Source organism: Actinomadura sp. 21ATH, assembly GCF_041951345.1.
In the GTDB taxonomy this organism is placed as follows: Bacteria; Actinomycetota; Actinomycetes; order Streptosporangiales; family Streptosporangiaceae; genus Spirillospora.
Map to the genome: position 1 here is coordinate 401,326 of NZ_JBGNUR010000005.1, position 19,266 is coordinate 420,591.

Below are 19,266 nucleotides of genomic sequence, written 5' to 3' on the forward strand. Positions count from 1 at the left end.
GGGCGGGCCGGTGCTGTCCGGCCTGGTCACCCGGGTGTCAGGCTATCGGACGCGCGGTCGGCGGGATCGGGTACGGCAGCGCGGACTCACCGGCGAGGAACTTGTCCACGCCGTGCGCCGCGGCGCGGCCCTCGGCGATCGCCCACACGATCAGCGACTGGCCGCGGCCCATGTCGCCGGCCGCGAAGACGCCCTCGACGGACGTCGCGTAGTCGGCGTCGCGGACGACGTTGCCGCGCCCGTCCAGCTCGACGCCGAGCTGCTCCAGCAGCCCCTCCTTCTGCGGGCCGAGGAAGCCCATCGCGAGGGTGACCAGCTCGGCCGGGATCTCCCGCTCGGTGCCCTCGACCGGCGCGAAGCCGGTCTCGGGGCGGCCGACCTCCACCAGCCGCAGCGCCCGGACGTTGCCGTCGGCGTCGCCGGCGAACTCGGTGGTGGACACCGCGTACAGCCGGTCGCCGCCCTGCTCGGCGAGCTCCTCGTGGGCGCTCTCCATCTTGAACAGCATCGGGTACGTCGGCCACGGCTGGGAGTCGGACCGCGCCGCCGGCGGCATCGGCATGATCTCCAGCTGGGTGACCGACCTCGCGCCCTGGCGGATCGCGGTGCCGATGCAGTCGGCGCCGGTGTCGCCGCCGCCGATCACGACCACGTGCTTGCCCGCGGCGGAGATCGGCGACTCGTCGAAGTCGCCCTCCTGCACCCGGTTGGCCGGGGGCAGGTACTCCATCGCCTGGTAGATGCCCTTGAGGTCGCGCCCGGGCACGGGCAGGTCGCGCCACACGGTGGCGCCGCCGGCCAGCACGACCGCGTCGTACCTCTCGCGCAGCTCGTCGCCGGTGACGTCGGCGCCGACGTTCACCGAGGTCTTGAAGTCGGTGCCCTCGGCCCGCATCTGCGCGATCCGCCGGTCGACGTGCCGCTTCTCCATCTTGAACTCGGGGATGCCGTACCGCAGCAGGCCGCCGATCCGGTCGGCCCGCTCGTACACGCGCACGTCGTGGCCGGCGCGGGTGAGCTGCTGCGCGGCGGCGAGCCCGGCGGGGCCGGAGCCGACGACCGCGACCTTCTTCCCGGTGCGGACCGCCGGCGGCTTCGGGCCGACCCAGCCCTCGGCCCACGCCCGGTCGATGATCTCGACCTCGACCCGCTTGATCGTCACCGGGTCCTGGTTGATGCCGAGGACGCACGCGCTCTCGCACGGCGCCGGGCACAGCCGGCCGGTGAACTCCGGGAAGTTGTTGGTGGCGTGCAGGCGCTCGATCGCCTCCTGCCAGTCCTTGCGGTACACCAGGTCGTTCCACTCGGGGATGAGGTTCCCCAGCGGGCAGCCCTGGTGGCAGAACGGGATGCCGCAGTCCATGCAGCGGCTCGCCTGCTTCTCCAGCTTCCCTTCGCCGAAGTTCTCGTAGACCTCCGACCAGCTCTTGATCCGCACGTCGACCGGGCGGCGCTTCGGGAGTTCCCGCTGTACGGTCAGGAAGCCCTTCGGGTCTGCCATATCTCGGAGTCCCCCTCTCAGCTCTGCGCGGCGGCCATGATGGCCTCGTCGACGTCCCGGCCCTCGGCCTCGGCCTTGGCGGCGGCCTCCAGGACGCGGCGGTAGTCCCGCGGCATGATCTTGGTGAAGCGGGCCGCGGCGGCGTCCCAGTCCGCCAGCAGCCTCGCGGCGACCTCGGACCCGGTCTCGGCCAGGTGCCGTTCCACCTGGGTACGGACGAAGTCGGCGTCGTCCCCGGTGAGCGGCTCCAGGTCGACCATCCCGGGGTTGACCCGCTCGGCGACCAGGTCGAGCACGTACGCGATGCCGCCGGACATGCCGGCCGCCAGGTTGCGCCCGGTACGGCCGAGGATGACCGCGCGGCCGCCGGTCATGTACTCGCAGGCGTGGTCGCCCACGCCCTCGACCACCGCGGTGGCGCCGGAGTTGCGGACGCAGAACCGCTCCCCGACGATGCCGCGGGCGTACAGCTCGCCCGAGGTGGCGCCGTACAGGATGACGTTGCCGCCGATGATCTGCTCCTCGGCCGCGAACGCCGCGTCCGGGTGCGGCCGCACCGTGAGGCGCCCGCCGGACAGGCCCTTGCCGACGTAGTCGTTGGCGTCGCCGGTCAGCCGCAGCGTGATCCCGCGCGGCAGGAACGCGCCGAACGAGTTGCCCGCCGACCCGGTGAAGGTGACGTCGATGGTGTCGTCGGGCAGGCCCTCGCCGCCCCACTTCCTGGTCACCTCGTGGCCCAGCATCGTGCCGACGGTGCGGTTGACGTTGCGGATCGGCAGGTCGAGGGTGACCTTGTCGCCGAACGCGATCGCGCCCTCGGCCAGCTGGATCAGCGTGTTGTCCAGCGCCTTCTCCAGCCCGTGGTCCTGCTCGGCGGTGCGGCGCAGCGCCGCGCCCTCGCGCAGTTCGGGCCTGTGCAGGATCGGCGTCAGGTCCAGGCCGTTCGCCTTCCAGTGGTCGACCGCGCGGCGGGTGTCGATCATCTCGACGCGGCCGATGGCCTCGTCCAGCGACCGGAAGCCCAGCGCCGCGAGATACTCGCGGACCTCCTCGGCGATGAACTCGAAGAAGTTCACCACGAACTCGGCCTTGCCGCTGAACCGCTGCCGCAGCACCGGGTTCTGGGTGGCGACGCCCACCGGGCAGGTGTCCAGGTGGCAGACCCGCATCATGATGCAGCCCGACACCACCAGCGGCGCGGTCGCGAAGCCGTACTCCTCGGCGCCCAGCAGCGCCGCGATGACCACGTCCCGGCCGGTCTTCATCTGCCCGTCGGTCTGCACGACGATGCGGTCGCGCAGGCCGTTCAGCAGCAGCGTCTGCTGGGTCTCGGCCAGGCCGAGCTCCCACGGCGTGCCGGCGTGCTTCAGCGAGGTCAGCGGCGACGCGCCGGTGCCGCCGTCGTGCCCGGAGATCAGCACCACGTCGGCGTGCGCCTTCGACACGCCCGCCGCGACCGTCCCGACCCCGACCTCGGCGACCAGCTTGACGTGCACGCGCGCCGCCGGGTTGGAGTTCTTCAGGTCGTGGATCAGCTGCGCCAGGTCCTCGATCGAGTAGATGTCGTGGTGCGGCGGCGGCGAGATCAGGCCCACCCCGGGCGTGGAGTGCCGGGTCTTGGCGATCCACGGGTACACCTTGTGGCCGGGCAGCTGCCCGCCCTCGCCGGGCTTGGCGCCCTGCGCCATCTTGATCTGGATGTCGTCGGCGTTGGTGAGGTACTCGGAGGTCACCCCGAACCGGCCGGACGCCACCTGCTTGATCGCGCTGCGCCGCAGGTCGCCGTTCGCGTCGGGGGTGAACCGCCGCGGGTCCTCGCCGCCCTCGCCGGTGTTGGACTTGCCGCCCAGCCGGTTCATGGCGATCGCGAGGGTCTCGTGCGCCTCCGCCGAGATGGAGCCGTACGACATCGCCCCGGTCGAGAACCGCTTGACGATCTCCGAGACCGGCTCGACCTCGTCGATCGGGACCGGCGGCCGCTCGCCCTCCTTCAGGTCGAACAGCCCGCGCAGCGTCATCAGCGCCTCGGACTGGGAGTCCACCGACGAGGTGTACTCCTTGAAGATCTCGTACCTGCGGGTGCGGGTGGCGTGCTGGAGCTTGAACACCGTCTCCGGGTTGAACAGGTGCCGCTCGCCCTCGCGCCGCCACTGGTACTCGCCGCCGACCTCCAGCGTGCGGTGCGCCGCCTCGTTCCCGTTCGCCGGGTACGCGCGGCGGTGCCGCTCGGCGACCTCGCGGGCCAGCACGCCGAAGCCGACGCCGCCCAGCCGGGACGTCGTCCCGGTGAAGCAGCGGTCGATGACCTCGGCGCCCAGGCCGATCGCCTCGAAGATCTGCGCGCCGGTGTACGACGCGACCGTGGAGACGCCCATCTTGGACATGATCTTCAGGACGCCCTTGCCGTACGCCTTGATCAGGTTGCGTACCGCGGTGGGGGCGTCCAGGTCCTCGACCACGCCGGTGGCGATCAGGTCCTCGATGGTCTCCTGCGCCAGGTACGGGTTGATCGCGGACGCGCCGTACCCGATGAGCAGCGCCATGTGGTGGCACTCGCGGGCCTCGGCCGTCTCGATCACCAGGCCGACCCGGGTGCGGGTCTTCTCCCGGATCAGGTGGTGGTGCACCGCGCCGGTGAGCAGCAGCGCCGGGATCGCCGCGCGGGAGGCGTCCGAGCCGCGGTCCGACAGCACGATGATCCGCGCGCCGCCGGAGATCGCGTCCGACACCTCGGCGCAGATCTCCTCCAGCCGGTGCTCCAGCGCCTCACCGCCGCCGGTGACGTCGTACAGGCCGTGCACGACGTGCGCCCGCAGGTGCGGCAGGTCGCCCTCGTCATCGATATGGATGATCTTGGAGAGCTCGTCGTTGTCCAGGATCGGCGTCGGCAGCACCAGCCGCCGGCACGACTCCGGACCCGGCTCCAGCAGGTTGCCCTCCGGCCCCAGCGTGGACTGGAGCGAGGTGACCAGCTCCTCGCGGATCGCGTCCAGCGGCGGGTTGGTGACCTGCGCGAACTGCTGCTTGAAGTAGTCGAACAGCAGCCGCGGCCGCTCCGACAGCACCGCGATCGGGGTGTCGGTGCCCATCGAGCCGATCGGCTCCGCGCCCGTCCGCGCCATCGGGGTGAGGATGATCCGCTGCTCTTCGAGGGTGTAGCCGAACGTCTGCTGCCGCTTGACGAGCGTCTCGTGCGTGGGGACCTCGCGGTCGCGGCGCGGCAGCTCCTCGAACCGGACGAGCCCCTCGTGCAGCCACTCCCCGTACGGGTGCGCCGCCGCCAGCTCGGCCTTGACCTCGTCGTCCTCGACGATCCGGCCGGCCGCGGTGTCCACCAGGAAGATCTTGCCGGGCTGGAGCCGGCCCTTCCGCACCACCTTGTCGGACGGGATGTCCAGCACGCCGGCCTCGCTGGCCAGCACGACGAAGCCCTCGTCGGTCACCCAGTACCGGCCGGGGCGCAGCCCGTTGCGGTCCAGGACGGCGCCGACCACGGTGCCGTCGGTGAACGTGACGCTCGCGGGGCCGTCCCATGCCTCCATCAGCGTCGAGTGGAACTCGTAGAACGCCCGGCGCGCCGGGTCCATCTCGGTGTGGTTCTCCCACGCCTCGGGGATCATCATCAGCACCGCGTGCGGCAGCGACCGCCCGCCCAGGTGCAGCAGCTCCAGGCACTCGTCGAACGACGCCGTGTCGCTGGCCTCGATGTCGATCACCGGGTAGATCCGGGACAGGTCGCCGGGCAGCAGGTCCGACTTCAGCAGCGCCTCGCGGGCGCGCATCCAGTTGCGGTTGCCCTTGACCGTGTTGATCTCGCCGTTGTGGGCGATGAACCGGTACGGGTGCGCCAGCTCCCACGCCGGGAACGTGTTCGTCGAGAACCGCGAGTGCACCAGCGCGATCGCGCTCGCGAACCGGCGGTCCGACAGGTCGGGGAAGAACGGCTCCAGCTGCGGGGTCGTCAGCATCCCCTTGTAGACGATCGTCCGGCTGGACAGGCTCGGGAAGTAGACCCGGACGTCCTGCTCGGCGCGCTCGCGCATGCAGAACACGGCCCGGTCCAGTTCGAGGCCCGTCGTGCCCGCGTGCGGGCCGTCCCCCGCCGGGGCGATGAACAGCTGCGCGAAGTGCGGCATCGCCCGGCGCGCCGCCGGGCCCGCGAAGGCGGGGTCGAACGGCAGCTCGCGCCACCCGAGGACCGCCAGGCCCTCCTCCTCGCACAGCTTCGCGACGTGCGCCACCGCGGCCGCGCGCTCCTCGGCGTCCACCGGGAGGAACGCGATGCCGGCGGCGTACCCGCCCGCCTCGGGAAGGGGGAAGTCGCAGACCTCGCGGAAGAACGCGTCCGGGATCTGGACGAGGATGCCGACCCCGTCGCCGTCGTCCGGCTCGGCGCCCACGGCGCCGCGGTGATCGAGGTTCTTCAGGACGGTCAGGGCGTTCTGAACGATGTCGTGGCTCTTGCGGCCGTGCAGATCGGCGACCATGCCGACCCCGCAGGCGTCGTGCTCGTTGGCCCGGTCGTACAGCCCCTGGTTCTGGGGCAGGCCGGGTCCGAGGGCGGCAGCAGCCATCAACCCTCCCGTCGTCGTCATGTCACTGCTTCTAGGTCAGTGCAGGCTCGGGACGACGTTGGCCCTGCTGCGGTATGAGGACATTACCTCACTGCCGGGATCATGCCCGACCGGACCGGATCGCGAAACTTCCACGCGTCGATCACTTATGGGGATCCCCGACTGGTTTAGACCAGGATAGCGGGCCCGATTTTCAGCGCTTCGCCGTGACCTCGGTGATCATCATCACGACCGGTGGATGTTTAGCCCGGTCAGGAGCCGGTCAAGAGGCGCGCGCCGCCCGTCCCAGCGGCCCCGGCGCCTTCCCGCCCTCGATCAGCAGCGAGAGCAGCGCCTCGTCCTGGGCGTCGCCCTTCCCGTCCGCGCGCTGCGCCCACGACACGACCGCGTAGTGCCCCATCGCCAGCCCGCGCGCCATCGAGAACCCCTGGCCGGACCCGTCCAGCGGCCGCACGAACCCGCCGCCCGTCCCGAGCGTCGCGACCAGCCGGTCCGCGCTCTCCTTGCCCGCCAGGTTGAACACCGCGACGGTCAGCGCGTAATCCCCGTCCGCGTACACGGCCCGCGCCGCCTGCGTGCAGGCCCCCTGCCGCAGCACCTCGGCCACGCCCGTGCCCCAGACGGCCGCGCCGCAGTCGCCGTCCAGCCGCTTGCCCTTCAGCGAGAGTTCCGCGTCCGCGCCGGGCACCGGCAGCTTCGCGTCGGGGAACGCCTCCCCCTCCGTCAGCGGCGCCGCGTCGGCCGACCGCTGCTCGATCTTCGCGTAGGCCCCGGTGGACGGCGAGCTGGAGTAGGACGCGGGCGAGACCCCGCTCTGCGCCACCTGCCCGACCGACGCCGCGGGCCCCTTCCTCGCGGGCGCCTCGCCGTCCCCGCCGGTCACGAGCACGACGGCGAGCGCGAGGACGATGACCGCCCCGAGCCCGCCCGCGGCGAGGAAGTAGACACGTGAACGCTGGTACGTTCCACCCTTCCGGCCGCCCTTCTGGCGCACCTCACCACCGCGCCCTGGGCCGGAACGGCTCCGCTTGGAAGAAGACACAGCGTCCGAGCTTGCCAGACCCTCCCGCGACTCACCGAGTCGATCATCCCGCGCCGCCGGCCGCGCACCGTTCCCGCGAGGCCCTCCCGGCGGACGCTCACCCCGCCGCGTCCCGCCGATCCCGGCCCGCCCGCGCCCCTCGGCCGGGCGCTCGTCCCGCCGCCCCGGCCTTCCAGGACCGGAACGTCCCGCACCCGCCGCGCCCGGCAGCTGCTGCGCGCCGCTCTCCCGCACCTCAGCGGAACGCTCGTCCCGCCGCCCGGGCCTCCTGGGGCCGGAACGCCCTGCGCCCTTCGTATCCGGCAGGCGCTGCGCGCCGCTCTCCCGGGCTTCCGCAGGGCGGTCGTCCCGCCGCCCGGGCCTTCCTAGCCTGGAGCGGCCGCCCTCGGCGGAGCGGTCGTCCCGCCGGCCAGGCTTTCCCGGCCTGGAGCGGCCGGCGCCGTCCGTGCCCGGCATGCGCTGCGCGCCGCTCTCCCGGGCTTCCGCGGGACGGTCGTCTCGTCGCTTTCTGGGGCCGGGACGGCTCGTGCCCTCGGCGCCCGGCAGCCGCTGCGGGCCGCTCTTCCTCGCGTCCGCCGGACGGTCGCCGCGTCGCCGCGGGCCGCCGGACGGCGGGCGCTGCGGGGCGTTCTCGCCCGGGCCGGAGGGGCGGGCGCCTTCCGGGGCGCCGTCGCGGCGCGGGGTCCGGCCGGGGTCCCGAGGGGAAGGCCTGCGCGAGGGCCGCTGCGGGCCCGTCTCGCGGGACTCGGGCGGGCGGCCGCGGCGGCGGCGGTCGCCGCCCTCCGCGCGGGCCTCGGGCGGCTGGGGGCGGCGCGGGTCGGGGACCGGGTCGCGGCGCGCGGGGCCCTGGGGCGCGCCGCCCGGGAGGCGCTGCGGGCCGCTCTGGCGGGGAGCGGCGGGGCGGCCGCCGCGTGCGGGACGGGGCGGGGCCTCCGGGCGGGGGCGGGCGGCTTCGGGAGCGGGGCGGCGCGGGCGCGGGATCCGGGGCTGGTCCTGGGCGGCCGGGCGGCGGGGTTCGTTCCGGTCCACGGTGGCGCGGGCTAGCGTCCGGCGGGGGTCAACGCTGGGTCCCGTCGACGAGCTCCAGGCGGCCCCAGACGAAGTCGGCCGGCTTCTCGATCGCCAGGCTCGTGTCGATCATCTCGTTGAGCGAGGCGGGCTGGGCGCCGCCGGCCCGCTGGACCCAGGTGATGACCGCGTAGTGGCCGTACGCCTGCGCGTACGCGGCGCTGAAGCCCTTCGCGAAGTCGGGCGTGCCGGGCGCGGTCAGCGGCAGCACGAACCCGGCGCCGGTGGCGGGGTCCAGGGTGCGGACGATCTGCTCGGCGCCGTCCTGGGACGCCAGGTTCACCGCGATGAACTGGCCGACGTGCTGCTTGTCCTGGCTGACGTACGCGCCGCGGGCGATCTGCGAGCACTGGTGCCTGGCCAGGTCCGCCTGGAGGCGCTGGCCCCAGGTGACGGCCTTGCAGTCGTTCGACAGCTGCGAGGCGGCGAGGGTGAAGGTGTACTTCTGGTACGCGACGCTCTTCACGTCCGCCGGGAACGCCTCGCCCTGGGTGACCGGGCGCTGGTCGGCGCTGCGCTGGGCGAGCTTGGCCATGTCCTTGTCGGACGTCTGCGGCGTGTACGCGACCGGGGAGATCTGGGCGCCGTTGCCGGGCGCGCCGGTCGCCTCCTCCTCGCCGCCGAGCACGAAGAACGCGATGACACCGCCGGCCACCGCGACCGCGAGCACGGCCGCCCCGATGATCAGCGGCAGCCGCGACCGTGCGGGCTTGGCGCGGCGATCGGCTCTGCCGCCTCCGGGCCGGATGTCCGTACCGCCGTCCTTGGGGGATGCGTCTGTGTCACGAGCCTCGATCACAGTCCGGGAGCTTAGCGGTACAGGTGCCCCTCGCGGGCCCAAAAGGTCGTTTCGCCCAGATCGATCCGCGGTCACAGACCGTTCGCGCCGATGAGCGCTCCGACGCCGAAGGTGATGGTCGCCGCGGCGGCGCCGAAGGCCAGCTGGCGCAGCCCGCCGAACCACCAGGAACGGGTCGTCACGCGCGCGACGAGGGCGCCCGCGCCGAACAGCCCGAGCGCCGCGAGCACCGCCGCGGGCCACAGCGAGCCCGTCCCGAACAGGTACGGCAGCACCGGCAGGAGGGCGCCCACGGCGAACGACAGGAACGACGACACCGCCGCGAGCGTCGGCGAGGGCAGGTCGCCCGGCGCGACGCCCAGCTCCTCGCGGGCGTGGATCTCCAGCGCCTCCTCCGGGTCGCGCGACAGCTGCCGCGCCACCTCGGCGGCCAGCTCGGGGTCCACGCCGCGCCCCTCGAAGACCTCGGCCAGCTCCCGCAGCTCGGCCTTGGGGTGCCGGGCCAGCTCGAGCCGTTCCACCTCGATCTCGGCCTCGGCCAGCTCGGACTGGGAGGAGACGGAGATGTACTCCCCCGCGGCCATCGAGAACGCGCCCGCCGCCAGGCCCGCCATCCCGGTGAGCAGCACGACCTCGCGGGACGCCTGGCCGCCCGCCACCCCGGCGATCAGCGCGAAGTTGGACACCAGCCCGTCCATCGCGCCGAACACCGCCGGGCGCAGCCAGCCTCCGGTGACGTCGCGGTGCTGGTGGTGGTGCTCGGCCGTCAACGCGCCCCCTCGCCGGACTCTCCGCTACTTCGGGTCCTTGACGGGTTCGCCCTTGGCGGCCTCGCCGTCGCCCTCACTGTCCCGATTCTTCCCCGCCGCGTCATCGGCGGGGCCGGCGGGCCCGTCCTCCGGCTCCTCCGCGGCGTCCGCGGTGCCGGCCGAGGGGGCCGCGGGCTCTTCGGCGTCCGCCGGCTCGGCGGGCTTCTCCGCGGCCGCGGACTCCTGAGGCGCCTCGGCCTCCTCCTCCGCGGCGGGCTCCTCGTCGGTCGGCTCGGCCTCGGCGGGCTTCTCGTCCTCCGCCTCGTCCTCGGCCTTCTCGTCCGCCTCCTCCGCCTCTTCCGCCTTCTCCTCGGCGGGGGCGGGCGGGGTGTCCTCCTCGGCGGAGCCGGCGGGCTTCGTCAGCGTGACCGCCTCCTCCGCCGCGGGCTCCTGCCCGGCCGTGGCGGGGGCCTCGGGCGCCGGGACACCGGACTCGGGCGGGGCGCCCACGGCCTCCGGGCCGGTCTTCGTGCGGGCCCAGGAGATGTACGCGACGGCGCCGAGGAAGACGAGCAGGGCCGTCCAGTTGTTGAGGCGCAGGCCCAGGATCTCGTGGGCGTCGTCGATGCGCAGCCACTCGATCCAGAAGCGGCCGAGGGTGTAGCCCGCCACGTAGAGGGCGAACAGGCGGCCGTGGGTGAGCTTCCAGCGCCGGTCGGCCCAGACCAGGACGACGGCCAGCACGGTGCACCACAGGAACTCGTACAGGAACGCCGGGTGGTAGGTGGCGAGGTCGGCGTACTGCGGGTCGGGGCTGCCGTCGGACAGCCGGGGGCGGTGCGCCTGGTCGATCTCCAGGGCCCAGAACGCGTCGAGCGGCCGCCCGTACAGCTCCTGGTTCCAGTAGTTGCCCCAGCGGCCGATGCCCTGCGCGAGCACGATGCCGGGCGCGGCGGCGTCGCCGAGCGCGGCGACCGAGATCCCGCGGCGGCGGCAGGCGATCATGGCGCCGATGCCGCCGAAGAGGACCGCGCCCCAGATGCCGAGGCCGCCCTCCCAGATCTTCAGCGCGTCCACCGGGTCGCGGCCCTCGCCGAAGTACCGCTGGTAGTCGGTGACCACGTGGTAGACCCGGCCGCCGACCAGGCCGAACGGCACGGCCCACACGGCGACGTCGATGATCGTCCCGGGGGTGCCGCCCTTGGCCGCCCAGCGCCGCTCGCCCAGCCAGACCGCGACGATGATGCCAAGAATGATCATCAGGGCGTAGGCGCGGAGCGGGACGGGTCCCAGATGCCAGACGCCCTGGGAGGGACTCGGGATGAAGGCCACCGGCTGCATGAGCGATGACGTTACCGCCTTTGGCGGAGCACGTGGTCCCGCCCCGGCAAGATCGCCCGTCAGGGGCGGGCGGCGGTGTGGATGGCCCGTTCCAGCCGGGCCGGGTCCAGGAGCTGCTCCCGGAGGTCGAGGCGCGTGCCGTTCAGGAACGCGGCCGGGACCTCCTGGACGCCGCGCGCGCCGCGCGCCTCGCGGGTCGTCCGGTCGAGCAGGGCGGTCCGCAGGCCGCCGGTGACGCAGCCGCCGAACGCCGGGTCGGCGATGCCGGTGTCGCGGGCGAGGGCGACGAGGTCGGCGGCGGTGAAGGCGCCGGCGCCCTCCATCGGGCCGCGGGTGAACAGGGCGCCGTGGTAGGCGAGCCAGTTGCCGGGCGGGGCGCACAGGGAGGCGTTGCCGGCGCGGCGGGCGGCGGACGCGGCCGGCTCGGCGGCCTCGAACGCCACCGGGCGGTAGACGGCGCGAACCCGCCCCTGGGACGCCAGCCGCCTGATCGTGGAGCCGGTGACGTCCTCCATCTCCGCGCAGGACGCGCACCGGTAGTCGGTGTAGATCTCCAGGAGGGGCCACCGGACGCCGCCGCCGGCGACCGCGACGGACCCGTCGGAGGCCCGCCACACGCTGGAGACGGGGGCGTCGTACGAGCCGGCCGTGGCGGCGGCGCCGGTCTCGGCCGGGCGGCGCAGCAGGGCGAACGCGCCGACGGTGGCGCTGAGGACGGCCACGGCGCCGAGCACGGCCAGCAGCCGGCGGCCCGCCTCGCCGGGGCCCCGGCGGTCCCATCGCGACGTGCTCATCCGTCCCCCCTGTTCGGAACCCGCGGGATCGAGGCTAACGAAACCGGCGGGGCGCGGGAGGAAGGCGGCGGTGAAGAGTCCGTCAAGAGGAGCGCCGCGGATCCCCGGCCGGGATCCGCGGCGCTCGCGCGCTCGTGCGGCGGGCTACTTCTTGGCGGCGTCCGTGACGGCCTTGCGCAGGGCGTCGGGGTCGCCGACCTCGTTCTCCAGCTTGCGGCCGTCGAGGAAGACGCTCGGGGTGCCGGTGACCTTGCGCTCCTCCAGCGCGTACTTGGTCATCGAGTCGACCTGGGCCTTCTTCTGCTGGTCGGTCACGCACTTCTCGAAGTTGGGGTCGGTCACGCCGACGTCCTTGCCCCAGGCGACCAGGTCCTCGTTGGCGAAGCCCGCCGAGCCCTCGCGCGGCTGGAACTTGAACAGGGCGTCGTGGTACGAGAGCCACTTGTCGGCCGGGACGCACAGGGCGGCGGCCGCCGACCGGAACGAGTTGCTCTTGATCGGGTCGCGCTGCTCGCCGAACAGGTGGAACGGGCGGTAGACGACCTTGACCTTGCCCTCGGCCGCCAGCTCCTTGATCGTCTTGCCGGTGGCCTCCTCCATGCTCTTGCAGGCCGGGCACTGGAAGTCCTCGAAGACCTCCAGGACGGGGGCGGTGACGCCCTGCTTGGCCATCACGATCGAGCCGTCGGCCTCGCGGGAGAGGGGAGCCTGCGGGCCGGTGTAGGCGACGGCCTTCTGGTCGCGCTTGCCCCGCTGGTCCAGGACGATCACGGTGACCACCACGACCAGCGCCACCGCGACCACCGCGCCGATCACGATGCCCAGCAGCCGCCGCTGCTTCGCGCGCGCCGCCTGGCGCTTGCGCTCGGCGGCGAGCCGCTCCCGCGCGCTCCGCTCTCGTGCGGCCTTGCTCATGTGGATCTCCTATGGGGACACCGTGCGGAGGGGCCGACCCTGCTAGTCGGCATCGCCGATCCGCCGGAACTCATCGAACAGGACAAGGACGAACAGCAGGATAGTGATGGCGTGCACGCCGGTGCACCACAGGCAGATCTTGCCCAGGATGAACTCGGCGGTCAGCAGGTAGACCACGAACAGCAGGCCCACGCAGACGCTCGCCAGCCGCCCCCAGCGCAGGGCCGGGTGCTCCGCGCGGAGCGCGGGCGGCGTGATCAGCGCGGCGAAGCCGGCGAAGAACGCCAGGCCCAGCAGCGGCAGCGGGATGCCGAGCAGTTCGGAGTACTCGCTGGTGGTGACGGAGTGGCAGTCCACCGTTCCGGTGGTGGAGCACACCATCGCGCCCTCGTTGTAGTGCGTCACCGTCAGGTAGGCGGAGACGCCGAGGCCGGCGAGGGTGAGGGCCCACATCGCGACGAGGAGCCATCGCGGGCGGGCCGGGGGCGCGGCCGTCTGCTCGTCCCGCGCCTCGGCGTGCTGCACCATCGCTGATCCTTCCGTGCGCGCACATCACCGGGAAGCCGTTCAGGGGTGCCGGTGTGCGGGCGCGCCGCTCCCGGCGGGACTCACCTTAAGGGACGCCGCATAAGTTCCGCGTTCGGAACACGGCGCCGCGGCGCCTTCGTGCGGCCGGGTGGGGCCCCGCCGGGGAGAACGGTTCAGCGGCCGGCCGGGTTCCGGGCGCCCGTGGCCAGCTCGGTCGTCAGGACGCGCAGGTCCTTCAGGCCGGTGGGCAGGTCGGGGGCGTCCAGGAGGCGGCGGACGAACGCCGACCCGACGATGACGCCGTCGGCGAAGGCGGCGACCTCGGCGGCCTGGGCGCCGTCGCTGACGCCGAGGCCGAGGCCGACCGGGACGGTGCTCCCGTTCCGCTCCATGATCGTCCGGGTGCGCTCGACGAGGCGGGGCGCGCCGGTGTCGACCGCGGTACGGGCGCCGGTCACTCCCATGAGGGAGGCGGCGTACACGAAGCCGCGGCAGTTCCGGGTGATCGTGTCGATCCGCTCGTCGGTGGAGCTGAGCGCGACGAGGAAGACCCGGTCGAGGCCGTGCGCGTCGGACGCCTCCAGCCAGGGGCCGGCCTCCTCGGGCGACAGGTCCGGGGTGATCAGGCCCGCGCCGCCGGCCGACTTCAGGTCGCGGGCGAACGCGTCCACGCCGTACCGGTCGACGGGGTTCCAGTACGTCATGACGAGGGTGGGGACGCCGGTGGCGGCCACGGCCTCGACGGTGCGGAGCACGTCGGCGACGCGGATCCCGCCGAGCAGGGCCCGGTGGACGGCGTCCTGGATGACGGGGCCGTCCATCATCGGGTCGGAGTAGGGCAGGCCGAGCTCGATGACGTCGCAGCCGGCGTCGACCATGACCTTGGCGGCCTCGATCGCGCCCTCGTAGCTGGGGAAGCCGGCGGGCAGGTAGCCGACGAGCGCGGAGCGCCCCTCCGCCTTGGCCCTGTCGTAGGCGAGCTGGGCGGTCACTTGGCCTCTCCCTCGGTCCCGCCGGTGCTCCCGGGCATCAGCCCGAAGTACTCGGCGGCCGTGTGCATGTCCTTGTCGCCGCGGCCCGACAGGCAGACGACGATGAGCCCGTCCGGGCCGAGCTCCCGGCCGACCTTGATCGCGCCGGCCAGGGCGTGCGCCGACTCGATCGCCGGGATGATGCCCTCGGTGCGGCACAGCAGCGAGAACGCCTCCATCGCCTCGGCGTCGGTGATCGGCTCGTACTCGGCCCGCCCGGTGTCGTGCAGCCAGGAGTGCTCGGGGCCGACGCCCGGGTAGTCCAGGCCGGCCGAGATCGAGTGCGACTCGATCGTCTGGCCGTCCTCGTCCTGCAGCAGGTAGGTGCGCATGCCGTGGATCACGCCGACCCGGCCGGCGGAGATCGTCGCGGCGTGCCGGCCGGTCTCGACGCCGTCGCCGGCGGCCTCGAAGCCGCACAGCCGCACGGAGGCGTCGTCGACGAAGGCGTGGAAGGCGCCGATGGAGTTGGAGCCGCCGCCGACGCAGGCGACGACCGCGTCCGGCAGCCGGCCGGCCAGTTCCAGCACCTGGGCGCGGGCCTCCACGCCGATGATCCGCTGCAGCTCCCGGACGATCATCGGGAACGGGTGCGGGCCCATCGTGGAGCCGACGCAGTAGTGGGTGTCCTCGACGGTGGCGACCCAGTCGCGGAACGCCTCGTTGCAGGCGTCCTTGAGGGTGCGGCTGCCGTTCCGCACGGGGACGACCTCGGCGCCCAGCATCCGCATCCGGGCGACGTTGAGGGCCTGCCGCTCGGTGTCGACCTCGCCCATGAAGACGGTGCACTCCAGGCCGAGCAGCGCGGCGGCGGTGGCGGTGGCCACGCCGTGCTGGCCGGCGCCGGTCTCGGCGATCATGCGCTTCTTGCCCATCCGGCGGGTGAGCAGCGCCTGGCCCAGCACGTTGTTGATCTTGTGCGAGCCGGTGTGGTTGAGGTCCTCCCGCTTGAGCAGGATCCGGGCGCCGCCGGCGTGCTCGGCGAACCGCCGGGCCTCGGTCAGCAGGCTGGGCCGCCCGGCGTAGTCCTTGAGGAGGCCGTCGAGCTCGGCGACGAAGGCCGGGTCCCGGCGGGCCTCGGCGAACGCGCGGTCCAGCTCGTCCAGCGCGGCCATCAGCGCCTCGGGGGCGAACCGCCCGCCGAAGAGGCCGAAGTGGCCGGTGGCGTCGGGCACGGCGGCGGAGGCCCCGGGGGCGCCGGGGCCGGTGTCGGTGGTCATCAGAGATTGTCCTGTCGAAGTGATGGGAGGCCGTTCCGGTCAGCGTTCACATCTCAGTGAGATGCCGGATGGACCCGCCATCGTTCGCGCAGTGACACCGCCGGTCCCCGGGAGGGGCCCGCCCCCTCCAATGACTCGTTCCGCATGCCCGTACCCTACTCGGTCCCGCCGCCCCGCCCGGCGCCGGTCAGCCGCTCTGCCGCAGCGCCGGGTGGGCGCCGGCGGCGACCAGGTCGGCGACGGCGGCGCGCGGGTCCCGGCCGGTCACCAGGCTCTCGCCGACCAGCACCGCGTCGGCGCCGCGCGAGGCGTAGGCGAGCAGGTCGTGCGGGCCGCGCACGCCGGACTCGGCGATCCGGACGACGTTCTTGGGGACGAGCGGCGCGAGCCGGGCGAACACGTCGCGGTCGACCTTGAGGGTCTTCAGGTCGCGGGCGTTGATCCCGATGACCTTGGCGCCCGCGTCGACGGCGCGCGCCACCTCCTCCTCGGTGTGCGCCTCGACCAGCGGCAGCAGGCCGATCGACTCGGCCCGCTCGACCAGCGAGACGAGCGCGTCCTGCTCCAGGGCGGCGACGATCAGCAGCGCCACGTCGGCGCCGTACGCGCGCGCCTCCCACAGCTGGTAGGAGCTGACGATGAAGTCCTTGCGCAGCACCGCGATGTCGACGTTGGCCCGCACGTCGGCGAGGTCCTGGAGGCTGCCGCCGAAGCGGCGGCGCTCGGTCAGCACGCTGATCACCTTCGCGCCGCCGGCCTCGTAGTCGCGGGCCAGGGCCGCCGGGTCGGCGATCGCGGCCAACGCGCCCTTGGACGGGCTGCTGCGCTTCACCTCGGCGATGACCGAGACGCCCGCGCCGCGCAGGGCGCCCAGGGCGTCGCGCGGGGCCGGGGCGGCCTCCGCCTTGCGCTTGAGGTCGTCGAGCGAAACCTCACGCTGCCGGTCGGCGAGATCGGCCCTGACGCCTTCGATGATCTCGTCGAGCACGCTGCCGGTCTGCCCGCTCACGCTGTAGGCCCCCTCGCTCCGGTCGTTCCGTGGACCGATCGTAGCCGCACCCGCGGACACCGCCCGCACCCGCCCCTGAGCGCCGGGGCGCTACGGCGCGAGCACCTGGGCAAACGGCATATTCCGTACAATCCCGTACAAAACAAGCACCCCAAGGAACCCGTACAGCACCGGTGGCCGGATGAGGACGGACCGCATCGGGACGCCCCGCGCCGCGCTCACCGTCCACCGGGCCCACAGGTACGCCGCGACCGGCAGCAGCAGCATGACCAGGGGGTTCATGCCGAACGCCGCCGGCACGTCCCCGTGCAGCAGCGAATGGGCCATCCGCAGCCCGCCGCAGCCGGGGCAGTAGAAGCCCGTCAGCGCCAGGGACGGGCACGTGGGGTAGTGCCCCGGCTCGTGCGGGTCCAGGAACGCGACCACCGCCGCCGCGGCCGACACCGCGCCCAGCACGCCCAGCGGCGCGGCCAGGGCGCGCCGCGAGGGCGCCGGGGGACGTCGCACGGGTGCCTCTGCCACGCGTCCAGCGTAGGACGTGCGGCGCGCGGGGCGCGCGTCAGGCGTCCAGGACGTACCCGACGCCGCGCACGGTGCGGATGGGGCTGCCCTCGCCGAGCTTGGCGCGCAGCTGGGCGATGTGGACGTCGACGGTGCGGCTGCCGGCGCCCGCCCCCGGCCCCCACGCGGCGTCCAGGAGCTGCTCGCGCGTGAACACGCGGCCGGCGTTCCCCATCAGGAACTCCAGCAGGTCGAACTCGGTGACGGTGAGGGCGACGCCGCGCTCGCCCACGAGCACGCTGCGGGCGCGCGGATCCAGGACGACCGGACCGGCCCGCAGCTCCCCCGGCGGCGTTCCCGGCGCGCCGCGGCGCAGCGCCTCGGCCACCGTCGCCACCAGGACGCGCGGGCTGAACGGGCGCGCCACCCGATGTTCGCCCAGGCCGCACGCGGCGGCCGCGCCGGTCGCGTCCGGCTCGCCCGGCCCGGCGGTGACGGCCACGACGGGGGCGGCGCCCGCCGCCTCGGCCACCCGCCGGTACAGATCGGCGGGCCGCGCGGCGTCCGACAGGTCCAGGACGACCACATCCGGCCGCAGCCGCCCCGTCTCGGCGGGGGCCCGGGCCGGGTCGGCCTCGATCCGCACGTCGTAGCCGGCGCGGGCGAGGTAGCGGCGCTGGAGCTCCGCCACGGCCGCCTCGTGCTCGACCACCAGGACGAGCCCGCCGCCGTCGGCGGTCATGCCCGGCGTTCTTCGGCCGCCGTGGGGTCCTCGCCCCGGTCCAGGGACTTCCAGAGCCCGGCCGGGTCGGCCTCGGGCGCGGCGGGACGCTTCCCCTTCGAGCCCGCCCCCGAGCCCGAGCCCTTGGAGGCGGCCTTGGCCTCCCCCTCCGGAGCGCGGGTGCGCTCGTACCGCGCGGACATCCCCGGCCAGCGCGCGCCCCGCACCAGCGTGAACAGGCCCGCGGCCACCAGCAGGACGCCCCCCGCCAGGGAGACCGCCCACCACGGCGCGACATCGACCGAGAGGCTCCCCGCCAGCCGCAGCATGGCGCTCTTCTCCCCCGCGGCGGCGGCCACGTCCGCCCGCTGGACGGACGTCACGGCGGCGTACCCGATGCCGGCGCCGAACAGCGCCAGCAGCGCGCCCACGCCGGCGCGCACCCGGCCGCGCGTCGCGAACAGCGCCGCCAGCCCGGCCAGCGCGGCCCAGCCCAGGGCGCCCGGGACGGTGCTCAGATCGCGCCCGGCCAGCTCCTGCGCGAACGGGGTGATGGCGTCGCGCGCGCGGACCGAGGCCCAGGGCCGGCCGGCGGCCAGCAGCGTGAGCCCGGCCCCGGCCGCGCACACCAGCGCGGCGAGGCCGCGCTCACGGCTCGGCGTCACTGCGCGTCAGACTCCCCGGGCTCCTCGGGGCGCTCGCCCACCACGGCGTCCAGCTCGTCGGCGTCCCAGCAGGTGCGGTCACCGGTGTGGCAGGCGCCGCCCACCTGGTCGACCTTCACCAGCACCGCGTCGCCGTCGCAGTCGAGCGCGACCGACTTGACCCACTGCTGGTGGCCCGAGCTCTCGCCCTTCACCCAGTACTCCTGGCGGCTGCGCGACCAGTACGTGCAGCGGCCGGTGGTCAGGGTGCGGTGCAGGGCCTCGTCGTTCATCCAGGCCAGCATGAGCACCTCACCGGTGTCGTACTGCTGCGCGATGGCCGGGAAGAGGCCGTTCTCGTCGCGCTTGAGACGGTCGGCGATCTTGGGGTCCAGATTGGACGCGGGTGCGGACATGGGATCCATTGTGCCCGCTCCCGCCCCGTGTCCCGCACCGGACACGACAAGGCCCGCACCCCGGAACCGGGGTGCGGGCCCTGCGCACGGCTAGGGTGTAACTGTTGTTACAGGGGGACGACCTGGTCGGCCTGCGGACCCCGGTTACCCTGCGTCACTTCGAACTGGACGCGCTGGTTCTCGTCCAGGGTGCGGTACCCGGAGCTCTGGATCGCCGAGTAGTGCACGAACACGTCCGGGCCACCACCGTCGACGGCGATGAAACCGAAGCCCTTCTCGGCGTTGAACCACTTCACGGTGCCCTGCTGGGGCATGTCTTTCTCCTTGCGGCAAAACATGGGCCACACACCTCGCGGGCCCAGCGCGGTCGCTGCGGAACGCTCTCGCCTCCCGGTACGGTCCCGGAAAAGCCA

The 19,266-nt window shown here is 73.9% G+C and carries 17 protein-coding genes; all 17 read right to left on the bottom strand.

Annotated elements, in window-relative coordinates; all coding sequences use genetic code 11:
* Window positions 1-37: 37 nt before the first annotated feature.
* The gene (locus tag ACA361_RS19115; protein ID WP_375013438.1) at window positions 38-1,501 is read right to left on the bottom strand and encodes a glutamate synthase subunit beta; all 1,464 of its coding nucleotides are present in this window, start codon (window positions 1,499-1,501) and stop codon (window positions 38-40) included.
* 17 nt (window positions 1,502-1,518) lie between these two features.
* Window positions 1,519-6,075, bottom strand: a complete 4,557-nt coding sequence (gltB, locus tag ACA361_RS19120) for a glutamate synthase large subunit (protein WP_375013440.1) — start codon at window positions 6,073-6,075, stop codon at window positions 1,519-1,521.
* A 262-nt stretch (window positions 6,076-6,337) separates the two neighbouring features.
* Window positions 6,338-7,069, bottom strand: coding sequence for a hypothetical protein (locus ACA361_RS19125; protein ID WP_375013442.1), 732 nt, complete (start codon window positions 7,067-7,069; stop codon window positions 6,338-6,340).
* A gap of 1,105 nt (window positions 7,070-8,174) precedes the next feature.
* Window positions 8,175-8,984: a hypothetical protein gene (locus ACA361_RS19130; protein ID WP_375013444.1), complete on the bottom strand. Its 810-nt coding sequence runs from the start codon at window positions 8,982-8,984 to the stop codon at window positions 8,175-8,177.
* A gap of 71 nt (window positions 8,985-9,055) precedes the next feature.
* Window positions 9,056-9,754, bottom strand: a complete 699-nt coding sequence (locus ACA361_RS19135; RefSeq protein WP_375013446.1) for a VIT1/CCC1 transporter family protein — start codon at window positions 9,752-9,754, stop codon at window positions 9,056-9,058.
* 24 nt (window positions 9,755-9,778) lie between these two features.
* A complete protein-coding gene (gene lgt / locus ACA361_RS19140; RefSeq protein WP_375013448.1) occupies window positions 9,779-11,074 on the bottom strand; it encodes a prolipoprotein diacylglyceryl transferase in 1,296 nt (431 codons plus the stop codon).
* Between the two features lie 59 nt (window positions 11,075-11,133).
* A complete protein-coding gene (locus tag ACA361_RS19145) occupies window positions 11,134-11,868 on the bottom strand; it encodes a DsbA family protein (RefSeq protein WP_375013450.1) in 735 nt (244 codons plus the stop codon).
* 144 nt (window positions 11,869-12,012) lie between these two features.
* The gene (locus ACA361_RS19150; protein ID WP_375013452.1) at window positions 12,013-12,783 is read right to left on the bottom strand and encodes a DsbA family protein; all 771 of its coding nucleotides are present in this window, start codon (window positions 12,781-12,783) and stop codon (window positions 12,013-12,015) included.
* A gap of 42 nt (window positions 12,784-12,825) precedes the next feature.
* Window positions 12,826-13,311 (bottom strand): vitamin K epoxide reductase family protein, encoded by a 486-nt coding sequence (locus ACA361_RS19155; protein ID WP_375013453.1) that lies wholly within the window; start codon window positions 13,309-13,311, stop codon window positions 12,826-12,828.
* Window positions 13,312-13,484: 173 nt separating this feature from the next.
* Complete coding sequence (gene trpA, locus ACA361_RS19160; RefSeq protein ID WP_375013455.1) at window positions 13,485-14,303, bottom strand: tryptophan synthase subunit alpha; 819 nt, start codon at window positions 14,301-14,303, stop codon at window positions 13,485-13,487.
* Window positions 14,300-15,562 (bottom strand): tryptophan synthase subunit beta, encoded by a 1,263-nt coding sequence (gene trpB, locus ACA361_RS19165; RefSeq protein ID WP_375013457.1) that lies wholly within the window; start codon window positions 15,560-15,562, stop codon window positions 14,300-14,302. The genes trpA and trpB overlap by 4 nt, the downstream gene beginning before the upstream one ends.
* A gap of 187 nt (window positions 15,563-15,749) precedes the next feature.
* Complete coding sequence (gene trpC / locus ACA361_RS19170) at window positions 15,750-16,571, bottom strand: indole-3-glycerol phosphate synthase TrpC (RefSeq protein ID WP_375013459.1); 822 nt, start codon at window positions 16,569-16,571, stop codon at window positions 15,750-15,752.
* 90 nt (window positions 16,572-16,661) lie between these two features.
* Window positions 16,662-17,093: a DUF2752 domain-containing protein gene (locus ACA361_RS19175; RefSeq protein ID WP_375013461.1), complete on the bottom strand. Its 432-nt coding sequence runs from the start codon at window positions 17,091-17,093 to the stop codon at window positions 16,662-16,664.
* Between the two features lie 37 nt (window positions 17,094-17,130).
* Window positions 17,131-17,814: a winged-helix domain-containing protein gene (locus tag ACA361_RS19180; RefSeq protein WP_375013463.1), complete on the bottom strand. Its 684-nt coding sequence runs from the start codon at window positions 17,812-17,814 to the stop codon at window positions 17,131-17,133.
* Window positions 17,811-18,458, bottom strand: a complete 648-nt coding sequence (locus tag ACA361_RS19185) for a Trp biosynthesis-associated membrane protein (RefSeq protein ID WP_375013465.1) — start codon at window positions 18,456-18,458, stop codon at window positions 17,811-17,813. Before ACA361_RS19185 ends, ACA361_RS19180 begins: the two co-directional genes overlap by 4 nt.
* Window positions 18,455-18,853: a phosphoribosyl-AMP cyclohydrolase gene (hisI, locus tag ACA361_RS19190; RefSeq protein ID WP_375013466.1), complete on the bottom strand. Its 399-nt coding sequence runs from the start codon at window positions 18,851-18,853 to the stop codon at window positions 18,455-18,457. Before hisI ends, ACA361_RS19185 begins: the two co-directional genes overlap by 4 nt.
* 107 nt (window positions 18,854-18,960) lie before the next feature.
* Window positions 18,961-19,167: a cold-shock protein gene (locus tag ACA361_RS19195; protein WP_018657218.1), complete on the bottom strand. Its 207-nt coding sequence runs from the start codon at window positions 19,165-19,167 to the stop codon at window positions 18,961-18,963.
* Between the last annotated feature and the right edge of the window lie 99 nt (window positions 19,168-19,266).

Excerpts from the sequence above, each read along its gene's own strand:
- ACA361_RS19155 (WP_375013453.1), bottom strand. The coding sequence starts at position 13,311 with ATGGTGCAGCACGCCGAGGCGCGGGACGAGCAGACGGCCGCGCCCCCG.
- hisI (WP_375013466.1), bottom strand. The coding sequence starts at position 18,853 with ATGTCCGCACCCGCGTCCAATCTGGACCCCAAGATCGCCGACCGTCTC.
- ACA361_RS19180 (WP_375013463.1), bottom strand. The coding sequence starts at position 17,814 with ATGACCGCCGACGGCGGCGGGCTCGTCCTGGTGGTCGAGCACGAGGCG.
- gltB (WP_375013440.1), bottom strand. The coding sequence starts at position 6,075 with ATGGCTGCTGCCGCCCTCGGACCCGGCCTGCCCCAGAACCAGGGGCTG.
- ACA361_RS19115 (WP_375013438.1), bottom strand. The coding sequence starts at position 1,501 with ATGGCAGACCCGAAGGGCTTCCTGACCGTACAGCGGGAACTCCCGAAG.
- ACA361_RS19195 (WP_018657218.1), bottom strand. The coding sequence starts at position 19,167 with ATGCCCCAGCAGGGCACCGTGAAGTGGTTCAACGCCGAGAAGGGCTTC.
- trpB (WP_375013457.1), bottom strand. The coding sequence starts at position 15,562 with ATGACCACCGACACCGGCCCCGGCGCCCCCGGGGCCTCCGCCGCCGTG.
- ACA361_RS19145 (WP_375013450.1), bottom strand. The coding sequence starts at position 11,868 with ATGAGCACGTCGCGATGGGACCGCCGGGGCCCCGGCGAGGCGGGCCGC.
- ACA361_RS19150 (WP_375013452.1), bottom strand. The coding sequence starts at position 12,783 with ATGAGCAAGGCCGCACGAGAGCGGAGCGCGCGGGAGCGGCTCGCCGCC.
- lgt (WP_375013448.1), bottom strand. The coding sequence starts at position 11,074 with ATGCAGCCGGTGGCCTTCATCCCGAGTCCCTCCCAGGGCGTCTGGCAT.